This is a genomic window from Rhizobium album (assembly GCF_003122325.1).
Lineage (GTDB): Bacteria > Pseudomonadota > Alphaproteobacteria > Rhizobiales > Rhizobiaceae > Metarhizobium > Metarhizobium album.
On the sequence record NZ_QFBC01000008.1, the window covers coordinates 17,315 to 43,287 of the forward strand.

The 25,973-nt window shown below is 63.6% G+C and carries 21 protein-coding genes; 8 read left to right on the forward strand and 13 right to left on the reverse strand.

All coding sequences use genetic code 11. From position 1 onward, the window contains the following. Positions 1-41: 41 nt before the first annotated feature. Together DEM27_RS17745 and DEM27_RS17750 are read left to right on the forward strand one after the other, a co-directional pair. Positions 42-1,169, forward strand: a complete 1,128-nt coding sequence (locus tag DEM27_RS17745) for a zinc-dependent alcohol dehydrogenase family protein (RefSeq protein ID WP_109459596.1) — start codon at positions 42-44, stop codon at positions 1,167-1,169. Positions 1,170-1,234: 65 nt separating this feature from the next. Continuing rightward, positions 1,235-2,731, forward strand: coding sequence for an aldehyde dehydrogenase (locus DEM27_RS17750; protein WP_420028835.1), 1,497 nt, complete (start codon positions 1,235-1,237; stop codon positions 2,729-2,731). 75 nt (positions 2,732-2,806) lie between these two features. Here DEM27_RS17750 and DEM27_RS17755 read toward each other — a convergent pair whose 3' ends face one another. From DEM27_RS17755 to DEM27_RS17775, 5 genes are read right to left on the reverse strand one after another with little or no spacing between them, the layout of a single operon-like run. After that, positions 2,807-3,871, reverse strand: a complete 1,065-nt coding sequence (locus DEM27_RS17755; protein ID WP_109459597.1) for a DUF2218 domain-containing protein — start codon at positions 3,869-3,871, stop codon at positions 2,807-2,809. Next, positions 3,868-4,695 carry an ABC transporter ATP-binding protein gene (locus DEM27_RS17760; protein ID WP_109459598.1) on the reverse strand — a complete coding sequence of 276 codons (828 nt, stop codon included), beginning with the start codon at positions 4,693-4,695 and terminating at the stop codon, positions 3,868-3,870. Before DEM27_RS17760 ends, DEM27_RS17755 begins: the two co-directional genes overlap by 4 nt. After that, positions 4,695-5,732, reverse strand: coding sequence for a FecCD family ABC transporter permease (locus DEM27_RS17765; RefSeq protein ID WP_109459599.1), 1,038 nt, complete (start codon positions 5,730-5,732; stop codon positions 4,695-4,697). The genes DEM27_RS17760 and DEM27_RS17765 overlap by 1 nt, the downstream gene beginning before the upstream one ends. Beyond that, entirely contained in the window at positions 5,729-6,772 is a 1,044-nt protein-coding gene (locus DEM27_RS17770; protein WP_109459600.1) for a FecCD family ABC transporter permease, read from the reverse strand. Before DEM27_RS17770 ends, DEM27_RS17765 begins: the two co-directional genes overlap by 4 nt. Then, the gene (locus DEM27_RS17775) at positions 6,769-7,764 is read right to left on the reverse strand and encodes an iron-siderophore ABC transporter substrate-binding protein (RefSeq protein WP_109459601.1); all 996 of its coding nucleotides are present in this window, start codon (positions 7,762-7,764) and stop codon (positions 6,769-6,771) included. Before DEM27_RS17775 ends, DEM27_RS17770 begins: the two co-directional genes overlap by 4 nt. A 328-nt stretch (positions 7,765-8,092) precedes the next feature. On the opposite strand from DEM27_RS17775, the gene DEM27_RS17780 reads away from it, so the two are divergent. Beyond that, on the forward strand, positions 8,093-10,225 hold the full coding sequence (locus DEM27_RS17780; RefSeq protein WP_109459602.1) for a TonB-dependent siderophore receptor: 2,133 nt from the start codon (positions 8,093-8,095) through the stop codon (positions 10,223-10,225). 88 nt (positions 10,226-10,313) lie between these two features. Here the strand turns inward: DEM27_RS17780 and DEM27_RS17785 are convergent, their stop codons facing one another. Continuing rightward, on the reverse strand, positions 10,314-11,207 hold the full coding sequence (locus tag DEM27_RS17785; protein ID WP_205908915.1) for a helix-turn-helix domain-containing protein: 894 nt from the start codon (positions 11,205-11,207) through the stop codon (positions 10,314-10,316). A 305-nt stretch (positions 11,208-11,512) separates the two neighbouring features. On the opposite strand from DEM27_RS17785, the gene DEM27_RS17790 reads away from it, so the two are divergent. Next, positions 11,513-12,949, forward strand: coding sequence for an aldehyde dehydrogenase family protein (locus DEM27_RS17790; RefSeq protein WP_109459604.1), 1,437 nt, complete (start codon positions 11,513-11,515; stop codon positions 12,947-12,949). Positions 12,950-13,294: 345 nt separating this feature from the next. After that, positions 13,295-13,471 carry a hypothetical protein gene (locus DEM27_RS34050; protein WP_165823470.1) on the forward strand — a complete coding sequence of 59 codons (177 nt, stop codon included), beginning with the start codon at positions 13,295-13,297 and terminating at the stop codon, positions 13,469-13,471. A gap of 21 nt (positions 13,472-13,492) precedes the next feature. Here DEM27_RS34050 and DEM27_RS17800 read toward each other — a convergent pair whose 3' ends face one another. The 5 genes from DEM27_RS17800 to DEM27_RS17820 all read right to left on the reverse strand — a co-directional run bounded on the left by DEM27_RS17800 (position 13,493) and on the right by DEM27_RS17820 (position 17,022). Next, positions 13,493-14,275 carry an SDR family NAD(P)-dependent oxidoreductase gene (locus DEM27_RS17800; protein ID WP_109459606.1) on the reverse strand — a complete coding sequence of 261 codons (783 nt, stop codon included), beginning with the start codon at positions 14,273-14,275 and terminating at the stop codon, positions 13,493-13,495. A gap of 2 nt (positions 14,276-14,277) precedes the next feature. Beyond that, positions 14,278-15,297, reverse strand: coding sequence for a zinc-binding alcohol dehydrogenase family protein (locus DEM27_RS17805; RefSeq protein WP_109459607.1), 1,020 nt, complete (start codon positions 15,295-15,297; stop codon positions 14,278-14,280). After that, on the reverse strand, positions 15,294-16,001 hold the full coding sequence (locus tag DEM27_RS17810) for a FadR/GntR family transcriptional regulator (protein ID WP_128755524.1): 708 nt from the start codon (positions 15,999-16,001) through the stop codon (positions 15,294-15,296). Before DEM27_RS17810 ends, DEM27_RS17805 begins: the two co-directional genes overlap by 4 nt. 139 nt (positions 16,002-16,140) lie before the next feature. Further along, positions 16,141-16,482 (reverse strand): YciI family protein, encoded by a 342-nt coding sequence (locus tag DEM27_RS17815; protein ID WP_109459609.1) that lies wholly within the window; start codon positions 16,480-16,482, stop codon positions 16,141-16,143. Positions 16,483-16,629: 147 nt separating this feature from the next. After that, on the reverse strand, positions 16,630-17,022 hold the full coding sequence (locus tag DEM27_RS17820; protein ID WP_109459610.1) for a GFA family protein: 393 nt from the start codon (positions 17,020-17,022) through the stop codon (positions 16,630-16,632). Positions 17,023-17,192: 170 nt separating this feature from the next. Here DEM27_RS17820 and DEM27_RS17825 point away from each other — a divergent pair, with 170 nt between their 5' ends. Beyond that, positions 17,193-18,293 (forward strand): DNA topoisomerase IB, encoded by a 1,101-nt coding sequence (locus DEM27_RS17825; RefSeq protein ID WP_109459776.1) that lies wholly within the window; start codon positions 17,193-17,195, stop codon positions 18,291-18,293. Between the two features lie 44 nt (positions 18,294-18,337). Here DEM27_RS17825 and katG read toward each other — a convergent pair whose 3' ends face one another. After that, positions 18,338-20,512, reverse strand: coding sequence for a catalase/peroxidase HPI (gene katG / locus DEM27_RS17830; RefSeq protein ID WP_109459611.1), 2,175 nt, complete (start codon positions 20,510-20,512; stop codon positions 18,338-18,340). A 154-nt stretch (positions 20,513-20,666) separates the two neighbouring features. Between katG and DEM27_RS17835 the strand changes: the two genes are divergently transcribed. Beyond that, entirely contained in the window at positions 20,667-21,578 is a 912-nt protein-coding gene (locus DEM27_RS17835; protein WP_109459612.1) for a hydrogen peroxide-inducible genes activator, read from the forward strand. A 23-nt stretch (positions 21,579-21,601) separates the two neighbouring features. Here DEM27_RS17835 and DEM27_RS17840 read toward each other — a convergent pair whose 3' ends face one another. After that, positions 21,602-22,075: an Lrp/AsnC family transcriptional regulator gene (locus tag DEM27_RS17840; protein WP_109459613.1), complete on the reverse strand. Its 474-nt coding sequence runs from the start codon at positions 22,073-22,075 to the stop codon at positions 21,602-21,604. 164 nt (positions 22,076-22,239) lie between these two features. Here DEM27_RS17840 and putA point away from each other — a divergent pair, with 164 nt between their 5' ends. After that, positions 22,240-25,926, forward strand: coding sequence for a trifunctional transcriptional regulator/proline dehydrogenase/L-glutamate gamma-semialdehyde dehydrogenase (gene putA, locus DEM27_RS17845; RefSeq protein WP_165823471.1), 3,687 nt, complete (start codon positions 22,240-22,242; stop codon positions 25,924-25,926). Positions 25,927-25,973 lie beyond the last annotated feature (47 nt).

Sequence of the window (25,973 nt, forward strand, 5' to 3'; positions counted from 1 at the left end):
GAGGACACGGCCGCTGCGGCCGCAGGAATGAGGAAGACGAGATGAAGATCAGGGCGGCTGTTCTGGAGGAAATCGGGCTTGAACGCCCCTATGCGCGCACGTTGCCGCTGAAGGTGCAGGAGGTGGAACTTGAGGGGCCGGGGCCGGGTGAGGTGCTGGTGAAGATCGCCGTTGCCGGCCTTTGCCACTCGGACCTGTCGGTCATCGACGGCAACCGCCCGCGGCCGGTGCCGATGGTGCTGGGGCACGAGGCTTCCGGTGTGGTCGAGGCGGTGGGCGAGTATGTCGAGGACCTGAAACCCGGCGACCATGTCGTTTTCGTCTTTGTTCCTTCCTGCGGCCATTGTTCGCCCTGTGCCGAGGGGCGGCCAGCACTTTGCGAACCGGGTGCGGCCTCGAACGGCCACGGCGAACTTCTTGGCGGCGTGAGCCGGCTTTCCCGCCATGGCGAAAGGGTTCATCACCATGTGGGCGTCTCGTCCTTCGCCGAATATGCGACGGTCTCCCGCCGCTCGCTGGTCAAGGTGGAAAAGGATGTACCGCTGGATATCGCCGGCCTGATCGGTTGTGCGGTGCTGACCGGTGCGGGCGCGGTGTTCAACACCGGTGACGTCAAGCCCGGCTGCTCCACGGCGGTGATCGGCCTGGGCGGGGTCGGGCTTGCAGCTCTGATCGGCGCTGCCGCAGCCGGTGCCGAAACCATCGTTGCCGTGGATCGGCTGGACTCCAAGCTGGAATTCGCCAGAGAACTGGGTGCTACCCACACATTCAACGCCGATGATCCGGATATCGTCGGCAAGGTCAAGGAGGCCACCAAGGGTGGCGTCGAGGCGGCGCTGGAGTTTGCCGGATCGGTCAAGGCGCTCGAATTCGGCTACGCCATCACCCGGCGCGGCGGCACCACGATCACCGCCGGCCTGCCCAATCCCAAGGCGATGCTCTCCCTGCCTGCGGTTACTCTGGTGGCCGAGGAGCGGACGTTGAAGGGCAGCTATATCGGCTCCGGCGTGCCCTCGCGCGACATTCCCCGTTTCCTCGCCCTCTACAAGCGCGGCAAGCTGCCGGTCGACCGGTTGCTGACCCATCGTCTGCGGCTCGACGACATCAACGAAGGGTTCGACCGGCTGGCGGATGGGTCTGCCGTGCGTCAGATCGTCGAATTCGACTGAAAACGGCAAGACGCCTTCCAGGAGCCGCCGCTGTCGGCATAGTCAGGACATAGGGAGTTATCGACATGGCCAGAAGCCAGGAGATCAAGGATTTTCGCTGCTTTATAGACGGCGAATGGACCGATGCTTTATCGAAAGAGACCTTCGAATCCTTCGACCCGTTCACCGGCAAGGTCTGGGCGAACATCCCGAAATGTGATGGACGCGATGTCGACCGCGCCGTCAGCGCCGCCCGGCGCGCCTTCGATACGGGCGACTGGTCGAAACTCAACGCCACCCAGCGCGGGCACCTGCTGCGCCGGCTGGGCGATCTCATCGCCCGCGACGCCGATCATCTGGCGGCGACGGAAGTGCAGGACAACGGCAAGCTCTACGCCGAAATGCGCGGCCAGGTCGGCTATATGCCGCAATGGTTCTATTATTTCGCCGGCATGGCCGACAAGGTCGAGGGTGCCGTCCAGCCGATCGACAAGCCCGACATGTTTACCTACACCCGCCACGAGCCGGTCGGTGTCGTCGCGGCGATCACGCCCTGGAATTCGCCGCTGCTGCTGCTGACCTGGAAGCTGGCACCGGCGCTGGCGGCCGGCTGTACCATGGTCATCAAGCCGTCGGAATTCACCTCCGCTTCGACGCTGGAACTGATGCGGCTTGTCGAGGAAGCGGGTTTTCCCAAGGGCGTCGTCAATGTCATCACCGGCTTCGGACAGGATGTCGGCGAGGCGATCTCGACGCATAACGGCATCGACAAGATCGCCTTTACCGGCGGCGAGGTGTCCGGCCGCCGCATCGCCCAGCAGGCGACCGGCAATTTCAAGCGCATGACGCTGGAACTCGGCGGCAAGTCGGCGCAGCTGGTATTTCCCGACGCCAATCTCGACAATGCCGTCAAGGGCGTGGTCTCAGGCATATTCGCCGCCACCGGCCAGACCTGTATCGCCGGCTCGCGGCTTCTCGTGCACCGGTCGATCCACGATGCCTTCCTCGAAAAATTCCTCGAACTGGCAAAGACGGCCCGCATGGGCGACCCGATGGAAATGACCACGCAGGTCGGGCCGGTGACAACCCAGCCGCAGTTCAAGCGTGTGCTGTCGATGATCGACATGGCCAAGGCCGAAGGCGCCGAGGTGGCGATGGGCGGCAGGCGGGCAGACCGACCGGAATGCGGTGATGGCTGGTTCATCGAGCCGACCGTATTCGTCGGCGTCAGGAACGACATGCGCATCGCCCAGGAAGAGGTTTTTGGCCCGGTGCTCTCGGTCATTCCCTTCAACGAGGATGAAGAGGCCTACCAGATGGCCAATGATACGCCTTATGGGCTTGCTGCCGGCGTCTGGACCTCCGACATGGCGCGGGCCTTCACCGCGGCGAAACGCCTGCGTGCCGGCACGGTGTGGACCAACACCTACCGCGCCGTTTCCTACATGATGCCTTTCGGCGGTTTCAAGAATTCCGGTGTCGGACGCGAAAGCGGCCAGGACGCCATCTACGATTTCCTCGAAACCAAGAGCGTCTGGCTGGCCTTCAACAAGGACGTGCCGAACCCGTTCGTCATGCGGTGAGACGGGAAGGCCGCAGTTTCCCATTCTCACCGGGCGCCGCCCGGCGAGATCGTCGGAAGCGGTCGGGCCGCCTGCTCAGCCAGACGTCCGTTCCCAGTACCAGGCGACATACATCTTGTCCCGGTCGTGCTTGCGGCTCTTGAGAAAGGAGCGAACGGTGCGCACATCGTCCTTTTCGCAGGCGACCCAGACGAAGGTATCCGCATCGGCGGCAGTGATCGCCGCCTTGATGGCATCTGCCAGCACGCTTGCCGATCCGGCCGGGTAGTCGGCGCGATGCAGCCAGCGGACGTCGAGCGAGCCGGCGGAGGGAAGGGGCTGTTCTTCCGCCGCATCCTGCACTTCGATGATCGCCTGTATCTGCGTGCCGGCAGGCACTTCGGCGGCGATGCGGACGATCGCCGGAAGCGCGCTTTCGTCGCCGGTCAGGAGGAGTTTCTCCGCCTTGGGCAGACTGCCGCCGCCGGGGCCGAGCAGCGCCAGCTTTTCGCCGGGCTGCGCATCCCGGGCAAAATCGGCGCCGGGAGTGGCAACGCCCGGCGTCGGATGCTGCAGGAAATCCACCCACAATTCGCGGCGCTCCGTATCGATGGCGCGGATCGTGTAGACGCGGACCAGAAGTTCGTCCTCGCCCTCCGGCCAGGCGACCCGGCCGTCGTCCTTCAATCCCGGCCAGACCGGCGTGCGGCCCTTCGGGGGAACCAGCAGGCGCACATGCATGTCGCCGCCGATGAACGGCGTGACATCGGCGCAGGCGAATTTCACCCGCCGCATGTGCGGCGTGACGTCCTCGGCGGAGACCACGGTGATCTCATGCAGGTTCGGCAGCACCTGCGTCGATGCCGGTTGCGACCATGTCAGTTCGAGCGGATCCTCGCCGGCGAAATAGAACATGTGTTCGGCTACGCTCGTGCGGCTCATCTGCAGCATGGCTTCCGAAAACGAGGCCAGCTCGATGAGCAGCTTTCCGTCCTGCAGCCTAATGTTTGCGGTTCCCGCCTTGCTGGTCATCGACGCCAGGTTTCCGTCCCGCCGGACATCGCCGTGTTCGATGAAGTGCTCGCATATGTCATCGAGCATGCGCGCGGCATCCTTCGGAAGCGCTACACCTGAGAGTTTGAATGTCTGGGCCGCGTTCATGACCGTTCCTCCGTGGCTTCTGTTGGTGTTTTCATCCGGTGGCGACCGATCGGCAGCATGATCGGCCGGCCCGAGGTGGGGTCCAGGATGATCCGGCTTTCCAGGCCGAAGACCTGCCGCACGTTTTGCTGCGTCAGCACCTCTTCCGGTCCGCCTGCAACGTGTATGCGTCCCTCGCTCATCGCAACGAGATAATCGGCGTAACGGGCGGCGAGATTGAGGTCGTGCAGCACCATGGCGACGGTGGTGCCGCGCGACTGGTTGAGATCCGTCAAAAGGTCCAGCACCTCGACCTGGTGGTTGATGTCGAGGAAGGTCGTCGGTTCGTCGAGCAGCAGGACTTCCGTTTCCTGCGCCAGCGCCATGGCGATCCACACCCGTTGCCGCTGGCCGCCGGAGAGTTCGTCCACCGGCCGTTCCGCGAGATCGACGATTCTGGTGGCGGTCAGGGCATTGGCCACCGCTTCGTCGTCCCGCTGCGTCCAGCGCGAAAACAGCCCCTGGTGCGGATGCCGTCCGCGGCTGACGAGGTCGGCCACCGTGATGCCTTCGGGAGCGATCGGCGATTGCGGCAGCAGGCCGAGGGTGCGGGCCAGTTCTCTGGAGGGCGTGCGGTGGATCGACTTGCCGTCGAGCAGCACCTCGCCGCCGTTCGGCGAAAGCAGCCGGGACATGACACGCAGCAGCGTGGATTTTCCACAGGCATTGGCGCCGACGATCACGGTGATCTTGCCCGGCGGCACGGCGAGATCGAGCCCCTGCAGGATGTCGGTATCGCCGTAACCGGCCGAAAGCCGGGTGGCGGTAAGGGAACGGGCAGTCATCACGAGCCTCCGATGCGGTTGACGCGCATAATGAGGAAAATCAGATAGGGAGCGCCGAGCGCGCCGGTCAGCACGCCGACCGGATAGCGGCTGGGCAGCAGGAACTGCCCGGCATAATCGCCGGCAAGTACCAGCAAAGCGCCGACCAGCGCCGAGGGAATCAGCGACGAGCCGCTGTTTGCGGTGATGCGGGCGGCAATCGGGCCGGACAGGAAGGCAACGAAGGCGATCGGCCCCGTCACCGCCGTCGCCGATGCGATCATGCCGACGGCTGCGATCATGACCAGCACGCGGGTGGTGGCGACACGAACGCCGAGCGCCGCCGCCATGTCGTCGCCGAGCCGCAGGGCTTCAAGGTCGCGGGCGCGGCCGAGCAGCAGGCCGCCGAACACGATCAGGGCCACGAGAAGCGGAAGCGCCTGGCCAAGCTGAGCGCCGTTGACGCTGCCGGTCAGCCAGCGCATCGCCTCCTGCAGGTTCCAGGCCGGCGCCTGGGAGAGGATGTAGGCGATAAAACTCTCCAGCATCGCCGAAACGCCGATGCCGACGAGGATCAGCCGCGTGCCGGCGACGCCGTTCTTGAAGGAAAGCCCGTAGACCATCATCGCCACGCCAAGGCCGGCCGTCACCGCGAAGATCGAGACCACCGGCCCCGTCAGCGACAGCACGACGATGGCGAAGACGGCGGCCGCACTGGCGGCGGAACTGATGCCGATGATATCGGGACTGGCGAGCGGATTGCGCAGCATGGTCTGGAAGGCGGCGCCGGCAAGGCCGAAGCTCAGCCCGGCAAGCACCGACAGCACGGCCCGCGGCAATCGCAACTGGCCGACGGTAAAGACCGTCGCCGGCAGGCTGTCGCCGGACAGCATGCGGATAATCTCTCCGGGCGGTGTAAACGACTGACCGAGCATCAGCGTCAAGGCGAAGATTGCGCCGACCAGCGCCAGCAGCGCGGTGATTACCAGAAGGCGCCGGTTGCTGCGGCAACTGCGATTGTCGGCGATGCGGCGGAGGGTGGCGGAGGATGTCGTCATAGTTCCCGCACCCTCTGCCGCCGGACGATCCAGATGAAGAACGGCGCGCCGAGGAAGGCCGTGACGATGCCGACATCGAGTTCGGCCGGTCGGGCGATGATGCGGCCGAGGATATCGGCGGCCAGCAGCAGGCAGGCGCCGCCCAGCGCCGACAGCGGCAGCAGCCAGCGATGATCGACGCCGACGAGCAGGCGGCACAGATGCGGCACCACCAGGCCGAGAAAACCGATGGGACCGCAAACCGCTGTTGTGGCGCCGCACAGCAGGATCGCGCCGAACGAGGCCGATGCACGGGCAAACGCCACGCGTTCGCCAAGTCCGGCGGCCAGTTCGTCACCGAGCGCCAGTGAATTCAGTTTGCGCGCAGAGAGCAGGCTGATGGCGAAGCCGACGGCAAGAAACGGCAGGACCGGGAGAATGCGGTCGAAGGTGGCGCCGCCAACGCCGCCGATCTGCCACGAGCGGACGCCGCCGGCGATATCGCCGCGCGGCAGCACCACGGCAATCACCATCGAGGCAAAGGCGACCGATGTCGCCGCCCCCGCCAGCGCCAGCTTCAGCGGCGTGGCGCCGCCGCGCCCCAGCGAGCCGATGGTGTAGACGAACACCGCCGTGCATCCGGCGCCCAGGATCGCCGTCCAGATAAAGGCATTGGCCGATGTCATGTCGAACCAGGCGACACCGACGACCACGGCGAGCGAAGCGCCCATGTTGACGCCGAGGATGCCGGGGTCCGCCAGCGGATTTCGCGTCACGCCCTGCATCACCGCGCCGGCCAGGCCGAGGGCGGCGCCAGCGAGCAGCGCCAGCGCGGTCCTCGGGATCCGCAGCGCCACGGCTGCCTGGCCGATGGTTTCGAGCCTGCCCGCCAGTGATGCCCAGATATCCGCCCAGCCGACCTCGCGCGTGCCGACCGTGACGGACAGAGCGCACAGCACGGCCAGCAGGGTCACCAGCCCGACCAGGAACAGGCTGCGGTTCCGGTTAGACCGTCCCGGCAAGGGCGGCCGGCGGGCGGGCTGCGGCGCGGCTTGCGTCATCTGGATTTTCCGGCCGCCTCCGCAAGTAGGGCGACATAATCCTTCAGCACCCACGGGATGGACAGCGGCGTCGGATTGGCCGCGGTGCCGACCGGGTTGCGGCCGAGGACGACGAGCGCACCGTTGCCGACGGCCGGCATCCTCGATGTCAGCGGGTTGGCGGCAAGCGAATCGAGCAGCTTGCGGTCGCCGTAGGTGACGAGAATATCGACGTCGTCGAATTCATCGATGCGCTCGGCGCTGATCGAGCCGGAAAATTTTCCCGGCAGCGAGGCCGTCGTGACGCTCTTGGGCGCCTTGAGGCCGAGATCGGCGAAGAATTTCACCCGCGTGTCGTTCGTCGTGTAGAAATTGACGACGCTCAGGTCCGTGGCGTTGAGATGGGTGATGAACATCGCCGATTTGTCGTGAAGTTCGGGATGGCCGGCCACCGTCAGGGCGATGTCGGCTTCGATCTTCCTGATCAGCGCCTCGCCTTCCGCCGCCATGCCGAGGCCGAGGCTGTTGAAGCGGATCATCTCGCGCCAATCCGTCGACCAGGGTGCCTCGGGATAAGCGACGACGGGAGCGATCTGGCTCAGCGTATCGTAGTCGGCCTGGCTGAGGCCGGAATAGGCGGCAAGGATGACATCCGGGCTGGTGGCGGCGACCGCCTCGAAATCGATGCCGTCGCCTTCGTCGAACAGCACCGGCTTTTCGCCGGGATGTTGCGCCAGCTTGTCTGCCACCCACGGCAGGATGCCGTCGCCGTCGTCATCGCCGAAATTGGCTGCGGCAAATCCCACGGGCACGATGCCGAGTGCCAGCGGCACTTCGTGGTTGGCCCAGGCGACCGTTGCCACCCGCACCGGCTTCTTTTCAATGATCGTGGTGCCGAGCGCATGCTTGATGACGATCGGATAGGTCGTTTCGTCTCCTGCCCGGGCGCTGCCGGATGCCAGTGCCAAGACGAAGGCCGCCACCTGCATGGCAGAAAAAATGAACCGCAGCATCACGCAAACCCTGGCTGACGTTTTTAAGTGGACCTCCAGTCTCAGGTTCATTAAGCGACGTCAACAGGAATGCCGCGCTGGCGACGGGCTGTGTCGAGATTTCCGTTGGATCCTACAAAACGCTGGAAATCTACAATACTGGATGCAAGTGCTCAAGTTAAGAACGGCGCCGGGGACAATCAAACCGTGGTGATGGCGAGCGCCAGTGTCGGGAGACGAACTCTCACTGGTTATGGCTCGGCGCCGGCAGCGCGTGTGGGGTGCGGGTCCCCAAGACTGGCGCCGGCCAGGTGCGGAAATAATCCAATTTAACTTATGGAACGTGAACATGGACATCGAAAGAACAAGCAGTCATCGGAGACAGCCCCTCATCCGCTACAGGAATGCGGTCCTGCTGGGTTGTACGGCGCTTGTCGCTTTCACCCCGAGCCTTTCCTTCGGCCAGGAGGCTGCAGCAGGCTCCGACACGGCTCTCAAGCCGATCGTCCTGGAAGAAAAAAGCGGCCGGGTCGATGCCGATAACGACGCGAAGTCGATCATCGCGACGAAAACCACGAGCGGCAGCAAGATCCCGACGGATATCCTGGTAACACCCGCATCGGTTTCGGTGATCACCTCGAAGGAAATCCAGCAGCGCGGCGCCCAGGATATCGAGCAGGTGATCCAGTACACCGCCGGCGTCGCCACCGATTTCTACGGCTCGGACGACCGTTTCGACTACTTCAAGATCCGCGGTTTCGATGCCTATATCTACCGCGACGGCCTGACGCTCGGCGACCCCTTCGGCGCCATCCGCGACGAACCCTACGCGTTCGAGCGCGTCGAGGTGCTCAAGGGTGCCAGCTCGACCATCTTCGGCGTTTCGGACCCGGGCGGTTCGGTCAACTACGTCACCAAGCTGCCGAAGAGCGAGCGTTTCGGCGAGGCCTTCCTGACGGGCGGTTCGTTCAGCCGCCGTGAAGGCGGTTTCGATTTCGGCGACAACATCACCGAAGACGACACGCTTTCCTATCGCCTGACGGGCAAGATCCGCAAAGCCGACGACGAATACGATTATTCGCAGGACGACGAGAAGTTCTTCATGGGCGGCCTCACCTGGCGTCCGACAGACATGACGACGCTCAGCGTCGTCTACGACCATCTGGATCGCGATGGCGTTCCGGGCGGCGGCGGCCATCCGGTCGGTTCCGATTTCAAGCGGAGCCGCTTCTTCGGCGAGCCCGACTACAATTATCGCGACGTCGACCGCGACACGCTCAGCGTCATGTTCGACCACGATTTCGGTTCCGGCCTGACCTTCAGCGCCAATGCGCGCTACAGCGACAGCAAGAGCAATTTCGGTTATGCCTATATCGCCGCGACGCCGACCGACGGCTCGACGATCGCCAAGCGCGATTTCTTCGGCAACGACAGCACGGCCGAAAACTTCATCATCGACGCCCGGCTGCAATATGATGCAAGCTTCGAATCGATCGACAGCAAGAGCCTGGTCGGCGTGCAATACAATGCGCTCAACTCGACCAACGATGCCTTTTACGGCAATGCGCCGAACATCGACTGGATGAACCCGGTCTATACGGGCGCGCCGGCATCGGTTCCGCTGTATCAGAGCCTGAAGAACGACCAGAAGACCAAGGCCCTCTACGTCCAGCAGGACCTGACCTTCTCCGACAAGGTCATCGCCAGCGTCGGCCTGCGCAACGACTGGCTCGATTTCGAGCAGGCAAACAACCTCCGCGGCACGACGACGGAGGCGGACCTCAGCGAGTTCACCAAGCGCGCCGGCCTGACCTACAAGTTTACCGACGAGTTCGCCACCTATGTGAGCTACGCCGAGTCGGTCCTGCCGCCGTCCCTGACCCTCGAACCGGAACGGGGCGAGCAGTGGGAAGCCGGCATCAAGTACCGGCCCGAGGCATTTCCCGCTCTCTTCAGCGCCGCCGTCTACGACCTGACCAAGAGCAACATCACCCGCACCAATCCGGCGACCAACATGCAGGAAACCATCGGTGAAGTTCGGGTCCGCGGCATCGACCTGGAAGCTAAGGCCGAGGTGACCGACAATGTCAGCCTGACCGCCTCCTATTCCTACATGATGTCCGAGATCGTCGAAAACGGCACGGGCGGCAACGAGGGCAACGAACTGTCCTTCGTGCCGAACCACTTGGCGTCGCTCTGGGTCAACTACATGCTTCCCGGAGAGGGCATGCGCGGCGACATGAATTTCGGCCTCGGGGCGCGTGTTTCCGGCGCCTATTATTTCAACGACGCCAACACCCAGTCGACGGGCGCGAACATCGTCTTCGATGCGGCCTTCAGCTACAAGATCCGGCCGAACACCGCTTTCGAAGTCAGCGTCAGCAACCTGTTCGACGAGAAGCATGTCGCTTACGGCGGCTTCGGCGCCGATTGGTACAATCCCGGCCGCGCGGTCTACGCAACGATCCGCCAGACCTGGTAACCGACCCGTCCCGTCCGCACCCTGTTGCGGGCGGGACGCAGCCTGTCGGCTGACACATGTGCATTTCCGGTGCTTGCCGCGATTGCGGTTACAGCAGCTGCTGTATCCGGCGCCAGGCGGCGGGCGTGTCGCCGGCGATCTGCCGAAACGTCTTCGTCAGGTGCGCCTGATCGGAAAACCCCAGCTGTGCCGCGATGTCGGCGACGGAAAGATCGCTTTCCAGCAGCAGTTTCTTGGCGCGGTCGACGCGCTTGGCAAGCTGCCATTGCAGCGGCGTGCTGCCGGTGGTCTGCTTGAAGACATTGGCGAACCAGCTTTCCGAGAGCCCGACCGTCGAGGCCATTTCGGCAATCGTCAGCCGGTAGTCGCCATGGACGTCGATGCGGGTCTGCAGTTTGTTCATCTGCGCCTGCGTCAACCTGCCATTGGCGGTCTTGCTGTCGTCGTCGGGAATGTCGAGAAGGCCGGTGACGATGCTGCCCACCAGGTTCTCGCCGTAGACGGCATGCTTGGACGGGTTCGATATTTCATCGACCAGCAGGCCGGCCAGCGTCTCGATGGCGCCGAGATCCTGGATTTCCACCGGCCGGCGCAGGGCCGTCATCGCGGCGGAGGCGCCGACGGACGGCGACAGGAACCGCAGGACCCGGTCCTTGTGCAGATGCAGGTTGAGATGCGAGAATCGGTGCTTGGATTTGCTGGTGGTCCACATCGGCACGCCGGCAGGCACATAGACCGCCCGCGTCATCGGCCGCGAATGGCGGGAGAACTGGCCGTCCTCGTTGGAAATCTGAACGCGGGACGAAACATCGTTGAAGAAGATCATGATGCGCGGGTCGTCTGCCAGGTAATATCCCTTGGCGCCGGTCTGGCTCTCCGCTTCCCAGAAAACACCGACCATGCCGTCGAAACGGCGCCATTTCACCGGCGCGACGACCTTGATGCCCTCCGTATGCCAATCCATGGAGTGCCAGTAACTCAACCTTCTATTCCACTCTTGTTTGGCGTCGCCGATAACACCCTCAAAGGTGCCGAAGGCAGTTAGTCCGGGCGTTCAAGCGGAGTCAAATCCCGGAAATAATATGAGTATTATTATCATGTTTTCTGCCGATGGCAAGCGGCACGACTCGCTTGTGCCGCAGCGATCGACACTTCGGCATCCGGCCGTCCACCTTCTGGAAGCAATCATCAAAATAATTCAACCCGCTCGCCCTTGCTTTCTTGTCTGTTAAAGGCAAGCATCCCGGCGAAACGCGATATGCACATGGCAGAAGCAAAGGAAGCGCAATGTTCGAAAAGCGGCAGTTCTACATCAATGGTCAATGGGTCGATCCGATCAGGAAACACGACCATTTCGTCATCAACCCGTCGACGGAAGAGCCCTGCGCCCTGATCTCCCTCGGCTCGGACGAGGATACGGATGCGGCGGTGAGCGCCGCCAAGACCGCGTTTCCGGGCTGGGCGGCCACACCGCCTGCAGAACGCAAGCGATATGTCGAGGCGATCCTCGCAGAGTTCGACAAGCGCCGCCAGGAAATGGCGGAAGCCATCTCGGTGGAGATGGGTGCGCCGATCGATTTTGCCTTTTCGGCCCAGGCGGGATGCCTTGACTGGCATCTCAAGAATTTCCTCGTCGCCTTCGACGAGATCCAGTGGCTGAAGCCGCTCAATGCCAATGCGCCGGGCAACATGGTGGCGCAGGAGCCGATCGGCGTCGTCGGCCTGATCACGCCGTGGAACTGGCCGATGAACCAGGTGACGTTGAAGGTCATCCCGGCGCTGCTCGCCGGTTGCACCTGCGTGCTCAAGCCGTCCGAGGAAGCGCCGCTGTCCTCGATGCTGTTTGCGGAATTCGTCCATGACGCCGGCGTGCCGGCGGGCGTGTTCAACCTCGTCAACGGCGACGGTGCCGGCGTCGGCACGCGCCTGTCGTCGCATCCCGACGTCGAGATGATCTCGTTCACCGGTTCGACGCGGGCCGGACGCGCCATTTCCAAGGCGGCGGCCGAGACCTTGAAGCGCGTGACGCTGGAGCTTGGCGGCAAGGGCGCCAATCTGGTCTTTGCCGATGCCGACGATGCAGCCGTGGAGCGCGGCGTTCGCCACATGATGTCGAATTCCGGCCAGTCTTGCAACGCGCCGTCGCGCATGCTGGTCGAGCGTCCGCTTTACGACAAGGCGGTGCAGATCGCGGCCGACGTCGCCAATTCGATCACCGTCGGCCCGGCTTCCGAGCACGGCAACCACATCGGCCCGGTGGTTAACAAGCGCCAGTGGGACATCATTCAGGGTTACATCGAAAAGGGCATCGAGGAGGGTGGCCGCGTTGTTGCCGGCGGCCCCGGCCTGCCGCAGCATCTCAACCGCGGCTATTACGTCCGTCCGACGGTGTTTGCCGACGTGAAGCCCGGCATGACGATCGAGCGTGAAGAGATCTTCGGACCGGTTCTGACGATGATGCCGTTCGACAGCGAGGAAGAGGCGGTGCAGATCGCCAACGACACGCCTTACGGCCTGACCAGCTACGTCCAGACCCAGGACCGCACGCGCCGCAACCGCCTGTCCTTGCAATTGAAATCGGGCATGGTGGAGATGAACGGCGAAGCCCGTGCCGCCGGCGCGTTCTTCGGCGGCGTCAAGGCCTCCGGCCGCGCCCGCGAAGGCGGCGTCTGGGGCATCGAGGAATTCCTCGAAAGCAAGGCGATCTCCGGCTGGGCCGACTGATACGGCTGCTCGGCAGCGATAAGGGAGAAGGGGCATGGACTCGCTTTGCGGGTCCATGCCCGACGCCGACGCGATTCCACGGCGGCTGGAAATCGTCTGGATCGGCATAATCCGTGCCCGACAGCTGGATGGCGCCGATCCGCGTCGCGCTGTTTCAGGCGCCGGAGCCATGGCGACCGTCCCGCCGCCGGCCTCGTGCCGTTTGCAGGCACGCCCGGCGATGGCGTCGTGACTTCACGTTAAAGTTACGCGTTTGCGCCGCGGTGTTCCATTTTTGTCCTTGCCTGCTCGCTGTTCAAGTGATGATTTTGATGAAACATCACTCGGTCAGGATGATAACCGGCAATGAACATGGCCATCTCCGTCGACGTCGCCCAGGAGCCGGACACGGCTCCGGATGCAGAAACACGAACGCAGACCATTCAGGCAACCCTTGCCATTCTGGATGCGCTCTGGTTCGGATATGATGAAACCGACCGGCTGGCGACATCGTCGCCCAGCCCGGATACGGCTCCGGAGTGAAGGGCCTTCCGGCCCTCGAAATTAAAAGCCGATCAGAGCACCGCCGTCGACCACGAGGGTCTGGCCGGTGACGTATCCTGCCGCTGCCGAAGACAGAAAGACCGAAGCCCAGCCGATATCTTCCGGCTTGCCGACCTTGCCCATCTGGATGCGGCCGATGATCTTGTTGTAGCGGGCGGGATCGTTCGAGGTTGCGGCGCGAAACAGATCGGTGTCGATCCAGCCCGGCGCGATGCCGTTCACCCGGACGTTGCGGCCGGAATATTCCGCCGACAGGCCGCGGACCACGCCCGTCAGTGCCGATTTGGCGGTGGTATAGCCGATGACATAGGGCTGGCCGATGAACGAGGTCATCGAAGCGATGAAGATGACCGAGCCGCCGCCGCGGGCGGCCTGCCCGGGAATGATGTGACGCGTCAGCTCCAGCGCGCCGCGGACATGCACGTCGAACACGCCGTCGAGATCGTCGATCGTCTGCTCCTCGAACGGCTTCTTGACCGTGTTGCCGGCATTGTTGACGAGAATGTCCACCGGACCGTGCAGTCTTTCGACATCGGCCGCAAAGCCCTGGATGGAGGCGGTGTCGCGGAGATCGAGTTGCAGGACATGCACGTCGCCGCCGATATCGCCCGCAGCCTGCTGCAGCAGTTCGAGCCGCCGGCCGGCGATGGTGACGCTGGCGCCGGCGGCGACCAGCGCCTTGGCGATGGCCAGCCCGAGGCCGCTGCCGCCGCCGGTGACGAGGGCATGCTTGCCGGCAAGCCCGAAAGCCTGTTCCAGCGGTGTCGGGGCATGGTTCGTCATGGTCAGGTCCGTTCGATGATGATTTTCAGGATGTCGCGATTGGCGTCCCAGTAGGGAAGCGCCTCTTCGGCGTCTTCGAAGGGGAAGATCTTCGAGATCAGCCGGTCGGCGTCGTCGCCGATGGTTTCGAGATGGGAGACGACGGCGCGGAAATCGTCGATCGTCGCGTTGCGCGATCCCATGATGTCCAGTTCCTTGAGGTTGAAGAACTGGGTCTGGTAGGTGACCGGCGCCTTGGAATAGCCGACATACACGACACGACCGGCAAAACCGGCAAGCTCGATTGCCTGCGTGAACGTTGCCGGCAATCCCACCGCCTCGAAGGCGATATCGACGCCATCGTCTGCCGTCAGCTCGTTGACCGCACGGACAAGCTCTTCGCCGCCGGCGGGCAGGGCGCGCCATGCTCCGAATTTCAGCGCAAGACTGCGCTTCTCCTCGCTTGGATCGACGGCGATGACACGGGCGCCGCGGGCGACGGCGCCGATGAGCACACCCATGCCGATCATGCCGCAGCCGAGCACCGCCACCGTCTCGCCGGCGACGAGCCGGCCGCGTTCGACGGCGTGAAAACCGACGGACAGCGGCTCGACCAGGGCGAGGTGGCGCGGTTTCAGCGTCTCGTTGAGGATCAGTTTTTCGGCTGGCAGGACGATTTCTTCGGCCAGGCCGCCATCCTGCTGCACGCCGAGCGTCTTGTTGTAGCGGCAGGCATTGAGCCGGCCCTTGCGGCAGGAGGAACAACGGCAGCAATTGGTATAGGGCATGACGATGACGCGCCGGCCGGGCCGGTAGGCCGGATCGACTCCGGGACCTGCGGCAAGGATCTCGCCGCCGATTTCATGGCCGGGAATGCGGGGTAACTGCACCAGCGGATTCAATCCCTTGAAGGTGTTGAGATCGCTGCCGCACAGGCCGACATGGCGCACGCGGACCCGCACCTGGCCTTCGCCGAGCACCGGCGCCTCGACGCTGCGAAAGCGCGTCAGGTTTTCTTTCTCTATCTGCAGTGCCTTGATCATGCCTCTTCCATGCCTGTTTGCTGCGGCGAACTCTTCTGGAATGCCAGGAGTAGGTTCTGCTCGCTGTATTCGTAGTGGTCGGAAAGCGCCGCCGTGGCGGCGTCGAGGGAGCGGGCGCGAAATGCCGCAATGATCGAACGATGCGCCGCGCCGGTCTTTTCGCTGTTGGCGGGATTGCTCTTGCCAATCTCCATGTAGAAGACCAACGTATGCGTCAGCGCCGTGTAGAGCTTCGCCGAGACGCTGTTGCCGGAAATCCGGATGATCTCGTTATGGAACGCGAAATCGGCTTCTGCGGCCTCATGTGCCGTCAAAGCCCGGTCCATATGGTCGATATGGCGCTCCAGCAGCGCCAGGTCCGCCTCCGTGATCCGCTCCAGCACCTGCGGCAGCGCGCCGAGATCCATCATCCGGCGGAAATTCAACAGATCCTGGCAGGTTTTCAGGCTGCGGTCGAAATACTGGTCCATGATGTGGAAGACGGCGCTGACGTCGGGCGCACGGATACGCGGGCCGCGCTGCGTCTTCTCGATGATTCCGAAGGCCTCCAGATGGATCAGCGCCTCGCGAACCGTGTTGCGGCTGACGTCCAGCCGCTCGGCGATCAACCGCTCGTTTGGCATCAGGTCTCCCGGCTTGTGGTTCTGCCGGATGTCCGCGCGCAACACCTCGACCACGCTCTGGACTGCGCTTGTTCTGCTCACGTCTTCCCCATTGGTCCAACAATAGGACCAAAATCGAGTTAGCACAAGCCATTCTCCCTGTCGAGAGAGCGATAGGCTTATCCACCTCGTCAGGTATGGCGGACGCCTGTTCTTCGCCGCTTATCGAGGGTGTCTGCCGTCAGTAGAAGGGGCGTACCTCGACCGGCGCCCGGCAGGCGATGGCGGCCTTGCGTCCCCATGCCAGGGCCTCGTCGAGGCTGGCGACCTCAAGCACCCAGAAGCCGCCGACATGGTCCCGGGTCGGTAGAAAAGGTCCCTCGGCCACCAGAACGGTGCCGTCGGGCTGGGTCCGAAGCGACCTGGCGCGGCTGACCGGTTGCAGCCCGCCGACAAAAATCCGAATGCCGGCGGCGACCATCTCCTCGTTGAGGATGTCGATATCCCGCTCCATCGCTGGGTCCTCTTCAGCGAACGGATCGTAGTCGTCGGGGTGATGAATGGCGACAAGGTATTGTGACATGGGGTCTCCTGCGGCAGGAATGGGCAGCACGTTTGTCCTGCCCTCGTTGCAAGGACGCGCGGATCTACCGGAAGCCGACACCGCGCCCGTAAATCCTTGCCGGTAAGCCAATGCGCGGAAGCTCCCGGCAATTTCCCGAGCCTCGGCCTATTCCTCGAAACGGTTTTCCGACTCGCGATCCCGGTCGTAGCGGCGCGCCAAGGGGAACGGCGGCAGCCAGGATTCCCGCCTTATGGTCCAGAGTTCGTATGTCGGTTTCAGCTCGTCCGGCGCATCCAGGGAGCCCAGGTTGACCTCGATTTCGTCGCCGGTGCGGGCAAAGACGGGAGAGCCGCAGCGGGGACAGAAAAACCGCCCGGCATAATCGCGTGTTTCTCCCTCGACAGTGACCGCCTCCCGGGGAAAAATTGCCGAGGCATGAAACAGAGCCCCGTGATGTTTGCGGCAATCGAGGCAATGGCAGAGGCCGATCCTGTAAGGTTTTCCCGACGCCACAAATCGCACGCTGCCGCAAAGGCAGCCGCCAGTAAAACGATCCATGCCGCGTCTCCTCCGAAATCGAGCCCAGCAGATAGTTACAACGGGCGGCGGGTTCATCGCAATTGCCCCATGGAGGTCCTGAGGCCTCTTCCGCATCGGCCGGCCTGCGCTCCGCCCGCTGCTTGCGTTTTCACATGGAACCGGTTGGCGGCAATCCGGTTTATGGCGATATGAACCAGATGATAGCGAAAGATACGGTTGCGGCGGCGGTGGCGGAGGTGAAGCTGGCGTCGGGGCTCGTCTATTGCAGCAGCCTCGACGAAGGCATCACGCGCAAGGCAACGGCCAAGGGGTTTGCCTATTACCTGCCAGGTGGTCGGCGGATCAAGGACACGTCGGAGATCGCCCGGCTGAACGCTCTTGCCATTCCTCCCGCCTACACCGATGTGCTGATTTCGACAAATCCCCTTTCTCATCTCCAGGCTGTCGGCAACGACGCCCGAGGCCGCCGGCAATACCGCTACCATCCCGACTGGCATGCGGAGCGAGGTCGCGCCAAATTCGAACGGCTGGCCGATTTCGCCTGCCGCCTTCCGGATATCCGCGAGCGCGTCGACCACGATCTCCGCACGCGGGGGCTGACGATGGAAAAGGCACTGGCGACCGTGGTCTGGATGCTCGACAATCTCTATATCCGCATCGGCAACAGCACTTATGCGCAGAGCAACGGCTCCTTCGGGCTGACGACCTTGCGAAACCGGCATGTCAGGATCGAGGGCTCCAGCGTGCGTTTCCGGTTCAAGGGAAAATCCGGAAAGCAATGGAACCTCGTCCACAGCGACAGGCGGATCGCCAATGTCGTGCGAAAGCTCCAGGAACTGCCGGGCCAGCAGCTTTTCCAATATGTCTGCGAAGGCGGCGATTGCCGGCAGGTCTCGTCGCAGGATGTCAATGCCTATATCAGGGAAGCGGCCGGCGACGACTTTACCTCCCGCCAGTTCCGTACCTGGGGAGCGACCTGCATGGCCGCTTCAGCCCTTGCTCCGCTGCAGGCGGCCACGTCCGAACGGGGCATTGCCCGCCAGATCAACGAGGCGATCGACGACGTGGCAGCCAGGCTCGTCAATACCCGCGCCGTCTGCCGCTCGTCCTACATTCATCCCGCCGTTTTCGAAGATTTTCGTACCGGGGCCTTGGCGCAGGTCAACAGGAGCCGGAGAAGCCGCAGCCAGCGGCTTCTGGAGTGGATGGATGACGAGGAGATCCGTGTGCTGCGCTGGTTGACGTCGCGGGAGACCGCCGGGCCGCCTGAGACGGAAAAGGCCCGCTGACATTGTCAGCGAGCCTCTTTTTGGGTTGATACTGAACGCTTCGATCAGGCGATGTCGAAACGGTCGGCGTTCATCACCTTGGTCCAGGCAGCGACGAAGTCGTTGACGAACTTTTCGGCATTGTCGTCCTGGGCGTAGACTTCGGCATAGGAACGCAAGATCGAGTTCGAGCCGAAGACCAGGTCGACGCGCGTCGCGGTCCACTTCACGGCACCTGTCTTGCGGTCGCGGATTTCGTAGAGACCGTTGCCGACCGGCTTCCAGTTGTAGGCCATGTCGGTCAGGTTGACGAAGAAGTCGTTGGTCAGGGCGCCGACGCGGTCGGTGAACACGCCGTGCGCCGTGCCACCATGGTTGGTGCCGAGAACACGCATACCGCCGATCAGGACCGTCATTTCAGCGGCGGTGAGCCCGAGCAACTGGGTCTTGTCGAGCAGAAGCTCTTCGGCGCTCACGAGGTAGTCCTTCTTCAGCCAGTTGCGGTAACCGTCATGGATCGGCTCCAGCACGTCGAAGGAGGCTGCATCCGTCTGCTGGTCGGTGGCATCGCCGCGGCCCGGTGCGAAGGGCACCGTGACGTCGAAACCGGCGACCTTGGCAGCCTGCTCGATTGCGACATTGCCGGCAATCACGATCACGTCGGCAATGCTGGCACCGGTTTCCGCAGCGATCGGCTCGAGGACCGAAAGCACGCGGGCGAGGCGGGCGGGCTCGTTGCCTTCCCAATCCTTCTGCGGTGCGAGACGGATGCGCGCGCCGTTGGCGCCGCCACGCATGTCAGAACCGCGGAAGGTGCGGGCGCTGTCCCATGCGGTGGTGATCATGTCGGACAGGGACAGGCCCGAGGCGGCGATCTTAGCCTTCACCGCCACGATGTCGTAGCCGGTGTTGCCGGCCGGGACCGGATCCTGCCAGATCAGTTCCTCGGAAGGAACGTCCGGTCCGAAGTAGCGTGCCTTCGGTCCCATGTCGCGGTGGGTGAGCTTGAACCAGGCGCGGGCGAACGCGTCGGAGAAAGCCTCCTGGTCGTTCATGAAGCGCAGCGAGATCTCGCGGTAGATCGGATCAACCTTCAGCGCCATGTCGGCGTCGGTCATCATCGGGTTGTGGCGGATCGACGGATCTTCGACGTCGGCCGGCTTGTCGGCGTCGGCAATCGAGACCGGCTCCCACTGCCATGCGCCCGCCGGCGACTTGCGCAGTTCCCATTCATGCTTGAACAGCATCTGGAAGAAGCCGTTGTCCCACTTCGTCGGTTCCGTCGTCCAGGCGCCTTCGATGCCGCTGACCACCGTGTCGCGACCGATGCCGCGCTTGGTGGTGTTCATCCAGCCAAGACCCTGGAATTCGACGTCGGAGGCTTCCGGATCGGGGCTGAGCAGGCTGGCGTCGCCGTTGCCGTGCGCCTTGCCGACCGTATGGCCGCCGGCAGTGAGCGCCACGGTTTCTTCATCGTCCATCGCCATGCGGGCGAAGGTTTCGCGCATCATCGCCGCCGTCTTCAGCGGGTCGGGCTGGCCGTTGACACCTTCCGGGTTGACGTAGATCAGGCCCATCTGCACGGCTGCGAGCGGGTTTTCCAGGGTTTTCGGATCGGCAAGGCTGTCATAGCGGTTGTCGCTCGGTGCCAGCCATTGCTTTTCGGCGCCCCAGTAGACGTCCTTTTCCGGATGCCAGATGTCTTCGCGGCCGAAGGCAAAACCGAAGGTCTTCAGACCGGCGGTTTCATAAGCGATGGTGCCGGCAAGCGCGATCAGGTCGGCCCAGCTGATCTTGTTGCCGTATTTCTTCTTGATCGGCCACAGCAGGCGGCGCGGCTTGTCGGTGTTGGCATTGTCGGGCCAGGAGTTCAGCGGCGCGAAACGCTGGTTGCCGGTGCCCGCACCGCCGCGGCCGTCGGTCATGCGGTAGGAGCCGGCCGCGTGCCAGGTCATGCGCACGATGGTGCCGACATAGTTGCCCCAGTCGGCCGGCCACCAGTCCTGGCTGTCGGTCATCAGGGCGCGCACGTCGTTCTTCAGCGCTTCGACGTCCAGCGTCTTCAACTCTTCGCGGTAGTTGAAATTCTTGCCGAGCGGATTGGTCTTGGTGTCGTGCTGGTGCAGGATGTCGAGATTGAGCGAATTGGGCCACCAATTCATGACCGAAGACCCCGAAGAGGTCATCCCGCCATGCATGACGGGACACTTGCCCGCCGGCTTCACGCTATTACCGTCCATTTCTCTTCCTTTCATGGCTTGCGAATGATCCGGCATAGACCTGACTGCTGGAATTCCCCTCCGGCGCCCTCGATCTTGCCCTGTGACAACCGTATAGATCACTCCTTGCATAAAGAAAACTTGTATTTTCTAATGACATCGATATGAATAACTTATGAGTTTGATTTCCATCCGGCATCTCCGTTATTTCGACGCGCTGTCCCAGCACGGGCATTTCGGCCGGGCCGCCGAAGCCTGCGCCATTTCCCAGCCGGCGCTCTCCCTGCAGGTCAAGGAGTTGGAAGAAGTGCTCGGCGTATCGTTGATCGAACGAGGCAGCCGGCAGATCCGGCTGACCAGCGTCGGGGAAGCCTTCGTGCCGCGTGTGCGCGAAATTTTACGCGCCATCGATGAATTGAGCGATCTGGCACGCGCCTCGCTGAGCCCGCTGGCCGGCCGGCTGCGCATCGGCATGATCCCGACCGTCGCGCCCTATCTGCTGCCGGCGTTCATCAAGCGGCTGACCGAGGATTTCCCCGATCTCGACCCGCGTCCGCGCGAGGCGGTGACGCAGAAGCTGATCGAGGACCTCATGGACGGCCGCCTGGACGTTGCCGTGGTGGCGCTGCCGGTCTCCGAGCCGTCGCTGTACGAACAGCTGCTCTTCGATGAGGAATTCATGTTGGTAAGGCCCCTGAGCGATCGCGACAAGCCGGTGCCGAATTCGGATGTGCTGCGCGAGATGCGCCTGCTGCTCTTGGAGGAGGGGCACTGCTTCCGCGAGCAGGCCCTGTCGTTCTGCAAGATGTCTCCCACCGTGGCGCGCGAGCTTATGGAGGGGAGTTCGTTGTCGACCCTGGTGCAGATGGTCGGGGTCGGCCTCGGCGTTACGCTCATCCCCAGCATGGCGCTGGTCACCGAGACGGCGTCCGCAAAGGTTTCCGTTGCCAGGCTGGATGCGCCGCGGCCGTCGCGCAGCATCGGCATGGTCTGGCGGAAAACCAATCCGCTGGCGGAGGGGTTTTCGCAGATTGCCGAAATCCTCCGGCAGGAGCATGAAAACCACAGGCTTTCCAGCGCCGTGTAACCGCTCGCAGCCGGTCCTGCGCCTCAGCGGCCGCTTTCCTTGACGGATTCCATCGCGACGGAGGTGGAGGTGCTTGCCACATTGGGAAGACTCGATATCTTTTCCCCGAGGACTTCCCTGTAGCGTCTGATGTCGGAAGTCCGGATCTTCAGCAGGTAATCGAACCGGCCGGCGATCATATGGCACTCCTCGACCTCCTTGATTTTGCGGACGGCGGTATTGAATGCGGTCAGCGCCTTCTCCTTGGTATCGGACAATTTCACCTCGGCGAAGGCGACATGGTCCATGCCCAGCTTCTTCGGATTGAGGATGGCGCGGAAGCCGTCGATGTAGCCGTCGCTGATCAGCCGCTGCAGGCGAAGGGCGCACGGGGTTTTCGAAAGACCGACGGCCGTGGAGATTTCGGTGATGGAAATGCGAGCGTTTTCAACGAGTAGATCGAGAATCTTCCTGTCTATCGTGTCGATTTCGCTGTTTTCCTGTTTGATTTTGGACATAAATTAGCGCCTTGGCCTGTATATTTGGTGATAAGTCCTGATTTATCCAGAATAATGGTGAGAATTCGCTGCGGCAATTGAATATGGTGGCGCCGCGCAATCTCCTCCAGGTCGACGGTTTGCGTGAGACCCAATGGCTTCCTCCTGCAAGGATGGTGACGGAAATGGCTGAGCCCGCGATCAACAACGAAAAAGACATCTTTGCCGGTTTCGCCCCGCCGGTCCGGGCGCAGAGCGAATTGCGGCAGGCAATCACCGCCGCCTATCGCCGCCCGGAACAGCAGGCCGTCAACGATCTTCTGCCGCAGGCCTCGCTGCCCGACGATATCGCCGCGCGTACCCGCGAGACGGCGCGAAACCTCATCGTGGCGCTGCGGGCGAAACACAAGGGCTCCGGCGTCGAAGGGCTGGTGCATGAATATTCGCTCTCCAGCCAGGAAGGCGTGGCGCTGATGTGCCTGGCGGAAGCGCTGCTGCGCATTCCGGACACGGCGACGCGCGACGCGCTGATCCGCGACAAGATCGCCGACGGCAACTGGAAATCGCATATCGGCGAGGGCCGGTCTCTGTTCGTCAACGCGGCGACCTGGGGTCTGGTCGTCACCGGCAAGCTCACCTCGACCGTCAACGACCGCAGCCTTTCCGCAGCGCTGACGCGACTGATCGCCCGCTGCGGCGAACCGGTCATCCGCCGCGGCGTCGACATGGCTATGCGCATGATGGGCGAGCAGTTCGTCACCGGCGAAACCATCGAGGAAGCGCTGCGGCGTTCCCGCGCCATGGAGCAGAAGGGGTTCCGCTATTCCTACGACATGCTGGGCGAGGCTGCGACCACGGCCGCCGATGCCGAGCGTTATTTCAAGGATTACGAAACGGCGATCCACGCCATCGGCAAGGCATCGGCCGGGCGCGGCATCTATGAAGGGCCGGGGATCTCGATCAAGCTGTCCGCCTTGCATCCGCGTTACGTGCGGGCGCAGGCCGAACGGGTGATGAGCGAATTGCTGCCGAAGGTGAAAGCGCTGGCGGCCATCGCCAGGTCCTACAATATCGGCCTCAACATCGACGCGGAAGAGGCGGACCGGCTGGAACTGTCGCTCGACCTCCTCGAAGAACTTTGCTTCGATCCGGCTCTCTCCAACTGGGATGGCATCGGCTTCGTGGTGCAGGCCTATGGAAAGCGCTGCCCCTTCGTGCTCGATTTCGTCATCGATCTCGCCCGGCGGTCGAACCGGCGCATCATGGTCCGCCTGGTGAAAGGCGCCTATTGGGACGCGGAGATCAAGCGGGCGCAGCTCGACGGGCTGGAAGAATTTCCCGTCTTCACCCGCAAGGTGCACACCGATGTCTCCTACATCGCCTGCGCCAGAAAGCTGCTTGCCGCTACGGATGCCGTCTTCCCGCAATTCGCCACCCACAATGCCCAGACCCTCGCGTCCATCTACCAGCTGGCAGGTCCGGATTTTCGAGTCGGCCAATACGAGTTCCAGTGCCTCCACGGCATGGGCGAGCCGCTTTACGAAGAAGTCGTCGGTCGTGAAAAGCTCGACCGCCCCTGCCGCATCTATGCGCCGGTCGGTACCCACGAGACGCTGCTGGCCTATCTCGTCCGGCGCCTCTTGGAAAACGGTGCGAATTCCTCCTTCGTCAACCGTATTGCCGATCCGCTGGTTTCGGTGGACGAACTCGTCGCCGATCCGGTGGCGGTGGTGCGGGCCATGGCGTCTCCGGGCGCGAAACACGACCGCATCTCCCTTCCCCAGGATCTCTACGGCAAGGGCCGGCTGAATTCCGCCGGGCTCGACCTCTCGAACGAGACGGTGCTTTCGACGCTCTCCGCGGAACTGCGCGACAGTGCAGGGATGGATTGGCAGGCCGAACCGATGCTGGCGGATGGTTCGGGCGCAGGGGACCGGCGTGCCGTTCGCAATCCCGCCGATCTCAGCGACGTGGTCGGATACGTCACCGAAATCGGCGTCGAGGACGTGGCGAAGGCTGCGCGTCTGGCACTTGAGGCGGCACCCGCATGGGCTGCCGTGTCGCCGCGTGAACGGGGCGACTGCCTGGATAGGGCGGCAGACCTGATGCAGGCGCGCATGCCGGCCCTGATCGGCCTGGCGATCCGCGAGGCCGGCAAATCGGCGGCGAACGCGATTGCCGAGGTGCGGGAAGCGATCGATTTCCTGCGTTATTACGCCGAACAGGCCCGCCGCACGCTCGGTGCCGGCCATAAGCCGCTCGGACCTGTGGTCTGCATCAGCCCCTGGAATTTCCCGCTCGCCATCTTCACGGGACAGATCGCGGCGGCCCTCGTCGCCGGCAATCCGGTGCTGGCCAAGCCGGCGGAAGAAACGCCGCTGATCGCCGCCGAAGCGATCCGTATTCTGCGCGAGGCCGGTATCCCTGCCGGCGCCGTGCAGCTTGTGCCGGGAGACGGACGGGTGGGCGCCGCCCTGGTCGCGGCCGGTGAAACGGCGGCGGTGATGTTTACCGGCTCGACGGAGGTTGCCCGCCTGATCCAGGCGGAACTGTCGAACCGCCTGTCGTCGTCGGGAAAACCGATCCCGCTGATCGCCGAGACCGGCGGGCAGAATGCCATGATCGTCGACTCCTCGGCGCTGGCGGAGCAGGTGGTCGCCGATGTCATCGCGTCCGCCTTCGACAGTGCCGGCCAGCGCTGCTCCGCGCTGCGCGTCCTGTGCCTGCAGGAGGATGTCGCCGATCGGACCCTGACCATGCTCAAGGGCGCCCTGGCCGAGCTTCGCATCGGCCGCACCGACAAACTCAATGTCGATACGGGGCCGGTGATCACCGCCGAAGCCCGCGAGACCATCGAGGCGCACATCGAGAGAATGCGCTCGCTCGGCCGCAAGGTCGAACAGGTGGCGCTGCCGCCGGAAGCACAGCGCGGCACCTTCGTCTCGCCGACGATCATCGAGCTGGAGTCGATCTCCGATCTCAAGCGCGAGGTGTTTGGCCCGGTGCTCCACGTCGTTCGCTTCAAGCGCGACGACCTGGACCGGTTGATCGATGATATCAACGCAACGGGATACGGGCTGACCTTCGGCCTGCACACCCGCCTCGACGAAACCATCGCGCACGTCACCAGCCGGGCCAAGGCGGGCAACATCTATGTCAACCGCAACATCATCGGCGCGATCGTCGGCGTGCAGCCGTTCGGTGGCCGGGGTTTGTCCGGAACCGGGCCGAAGGCCGGCGGGCCGCTCTATATCGGCCGCCTCGTCCAGACGCCGCCGATCCCGCCGCAGCACAGCTCGACCTATATCCATCCCGGCGTGCTCGACCTGGCGGAATGGCTGCGCAAGCGCAACAACAACCAGCTCGCCGATCGCATTCGCGATCTCGGCGGCAACAGCGCGCTCGGCATGACCGTGGAGCTTGCCGGCCCTGTCGGCGAACGCAACCTCTATGCGCTTCACCCCCGCGGAAAAATCCTTCTGGTTCCCGCGACGGAAGACGGATTGGTGGCGCAGCTTGGTGCGGTTTTCGCCACCGGCAATATTCCGGTGATCGACGCCGGTTCCGGCCTGCGGCCCTCGATGGGGGATCTGCCGGCGAGCCTGAAGGCGCTTCTGACCTGGTCGACCGACTGGCCGGCGAACGGTCCGTATGCGGGAGCGCTGATCGAGGGCGACGCGGAAACGGTTCTGGCCGCCACCCGCCGTATCGCCGGCCTTCCGGGTCCGCTGGTCCTCACCCAGGCCGCATCGACGGCAGAGATCCGGGCCGGCGCCGAGGCCTATTGCCTCAACTGGCTGCTGGAAGAGGTATCGACCTCGATCAATACCGCCGCCGCCGGCGGCAATGCCAGCCTGATGAGCATCGGGTAGGGCTGTTGCCGCAGCGTTCGGAGCGATGACGGCCGGTGTTGTTCGGT

Coding starts and splice junctions, on each gene's coding strand:
- DEM27_RS17760 (WP_109459598.1), bottom strand. CDS start 4,695: ATGACTGCCCGTTCCCTTACCGCCACCCGGCTTTCGGCCGGTTACGGC.
- DEM27_RS17790 (WP_109459604.1), top strand. CDS start 11,513: ATGTTCGAAAAGCGGCAGTTCTACATCAATGGTCAATGGGTCGATCCG.
- DEM27_RS34050 (WP_165823470.1), top strand. CDS start 13,295: ATGAACATGGCCATCTCCGTCGACGTCGCCCAGGAGCCGGACACGGCT.
- DEM27_RS17825 (WP_109459776.1), top strand. CDS start 17,193: ATGAACCAGATGATAGCGAAAGATACGGTTGCGGCGGCGGTGGCGGAG.
- DEM27_RS17800 (WP_109459606.1), bottom strand. CDS start 14,275: ATGACGAACCATGCCCCGACACCGCTGGAACAGGCTTTCGGGCTTGCC.
- DEM27_RS17805 (WP_109459607.1), bottom strand. CDS start 15,297: ATGATCAAGGCACTGCAGATAGAGAAAGAAAACCTGACGCGCTTTCGC.
- DEM27_RS17780 (WP_109459602.1), top strand. CDS start 8,093: ATGGACATCGAAAGAACAAGCAGTCATCGGAGACAGCCCCTCATCCGC.
- DEM27_RS17815 (WP_109459609.1), bottom strand. CDS start 16,482: ATGTCACAATACCTTGTCGCCATTCATCACCCCGACGACTACGATCCG.
- DEM27_RS17820 (WP_109459610.1), bottom strand. CDS start 17,022: ATGGATCGTTTTACTGGCGGCTGCCTTTGCGGCAGCGTGCGATTTGTG.
- DEM27_RS17755 (WP_109459597.1), bottom strand. CDS start 3,871: ATGAACGCGGCCCAGACATTCAAACTCTCAGGTGTAGCGCTTCCGAAG.
- DEM27_RS17770 (WP_109459600.1), bottom strand. CDS start 6,772: ATGACGCAAGCCGCGCCGCAGCCCGCCCGCCGGCCGCCCTTGCCGGGA.
- DEM27_RS17840 (WP_109459613.1), bottom strand. CDS start 22,075: ATGTCCAAAATCAAACAGGAAAACAGCGAAATCGACACGATAGACAGG.
- DEM27_RS17745 (WP_109459596.1), top strand. CDS start 42: ATGAAGATCAGGGCGGCTGTTCTGGAGGAAATCGGGCTTGAACGCCCC.
- katG (WP_109459611.1), bottom strand. CDS start 20,512: ATGGACGGTAATAGCGTGAAGCCGGCGGGCAAGTGTCCCGTCATGCAT.
- DEM27_RS17765 (WP_109459599.1), bottom strand. CDS start 5,732: ATGACGACATCCTCCGCCACCCTCCGCCGCATCGCCGACAATCGCAGT.
- DEM27_RS17775 (WP_109459601.1), bottom strand. CDS start 7,764: ATGCTGCGGTTCATTTTTTCTGCCATGCAGGTGGCGGCCTTCGTCTTG.
- putA (WP_165823471.1), top strand. CDS start 22,240: ATGGCTGAGCCCGCGATCAACAACGAAAAAGACATCTTTGCCGGTTTC.
- DEM27_RS17835 (WP_109459612.1), top strand. CDS start 20,667: ATGAGTTTGATTTCCATCCGGCATCTCCGTTATTTCGACGCGCTGTCC.
- DEM27_RS17750 (WP_420028835.1), top strand. CDS start 1,235: ATGGCCAGAAGCCAGGAGATCAAGGATTTTCGCTGCTTTATAGACGGC.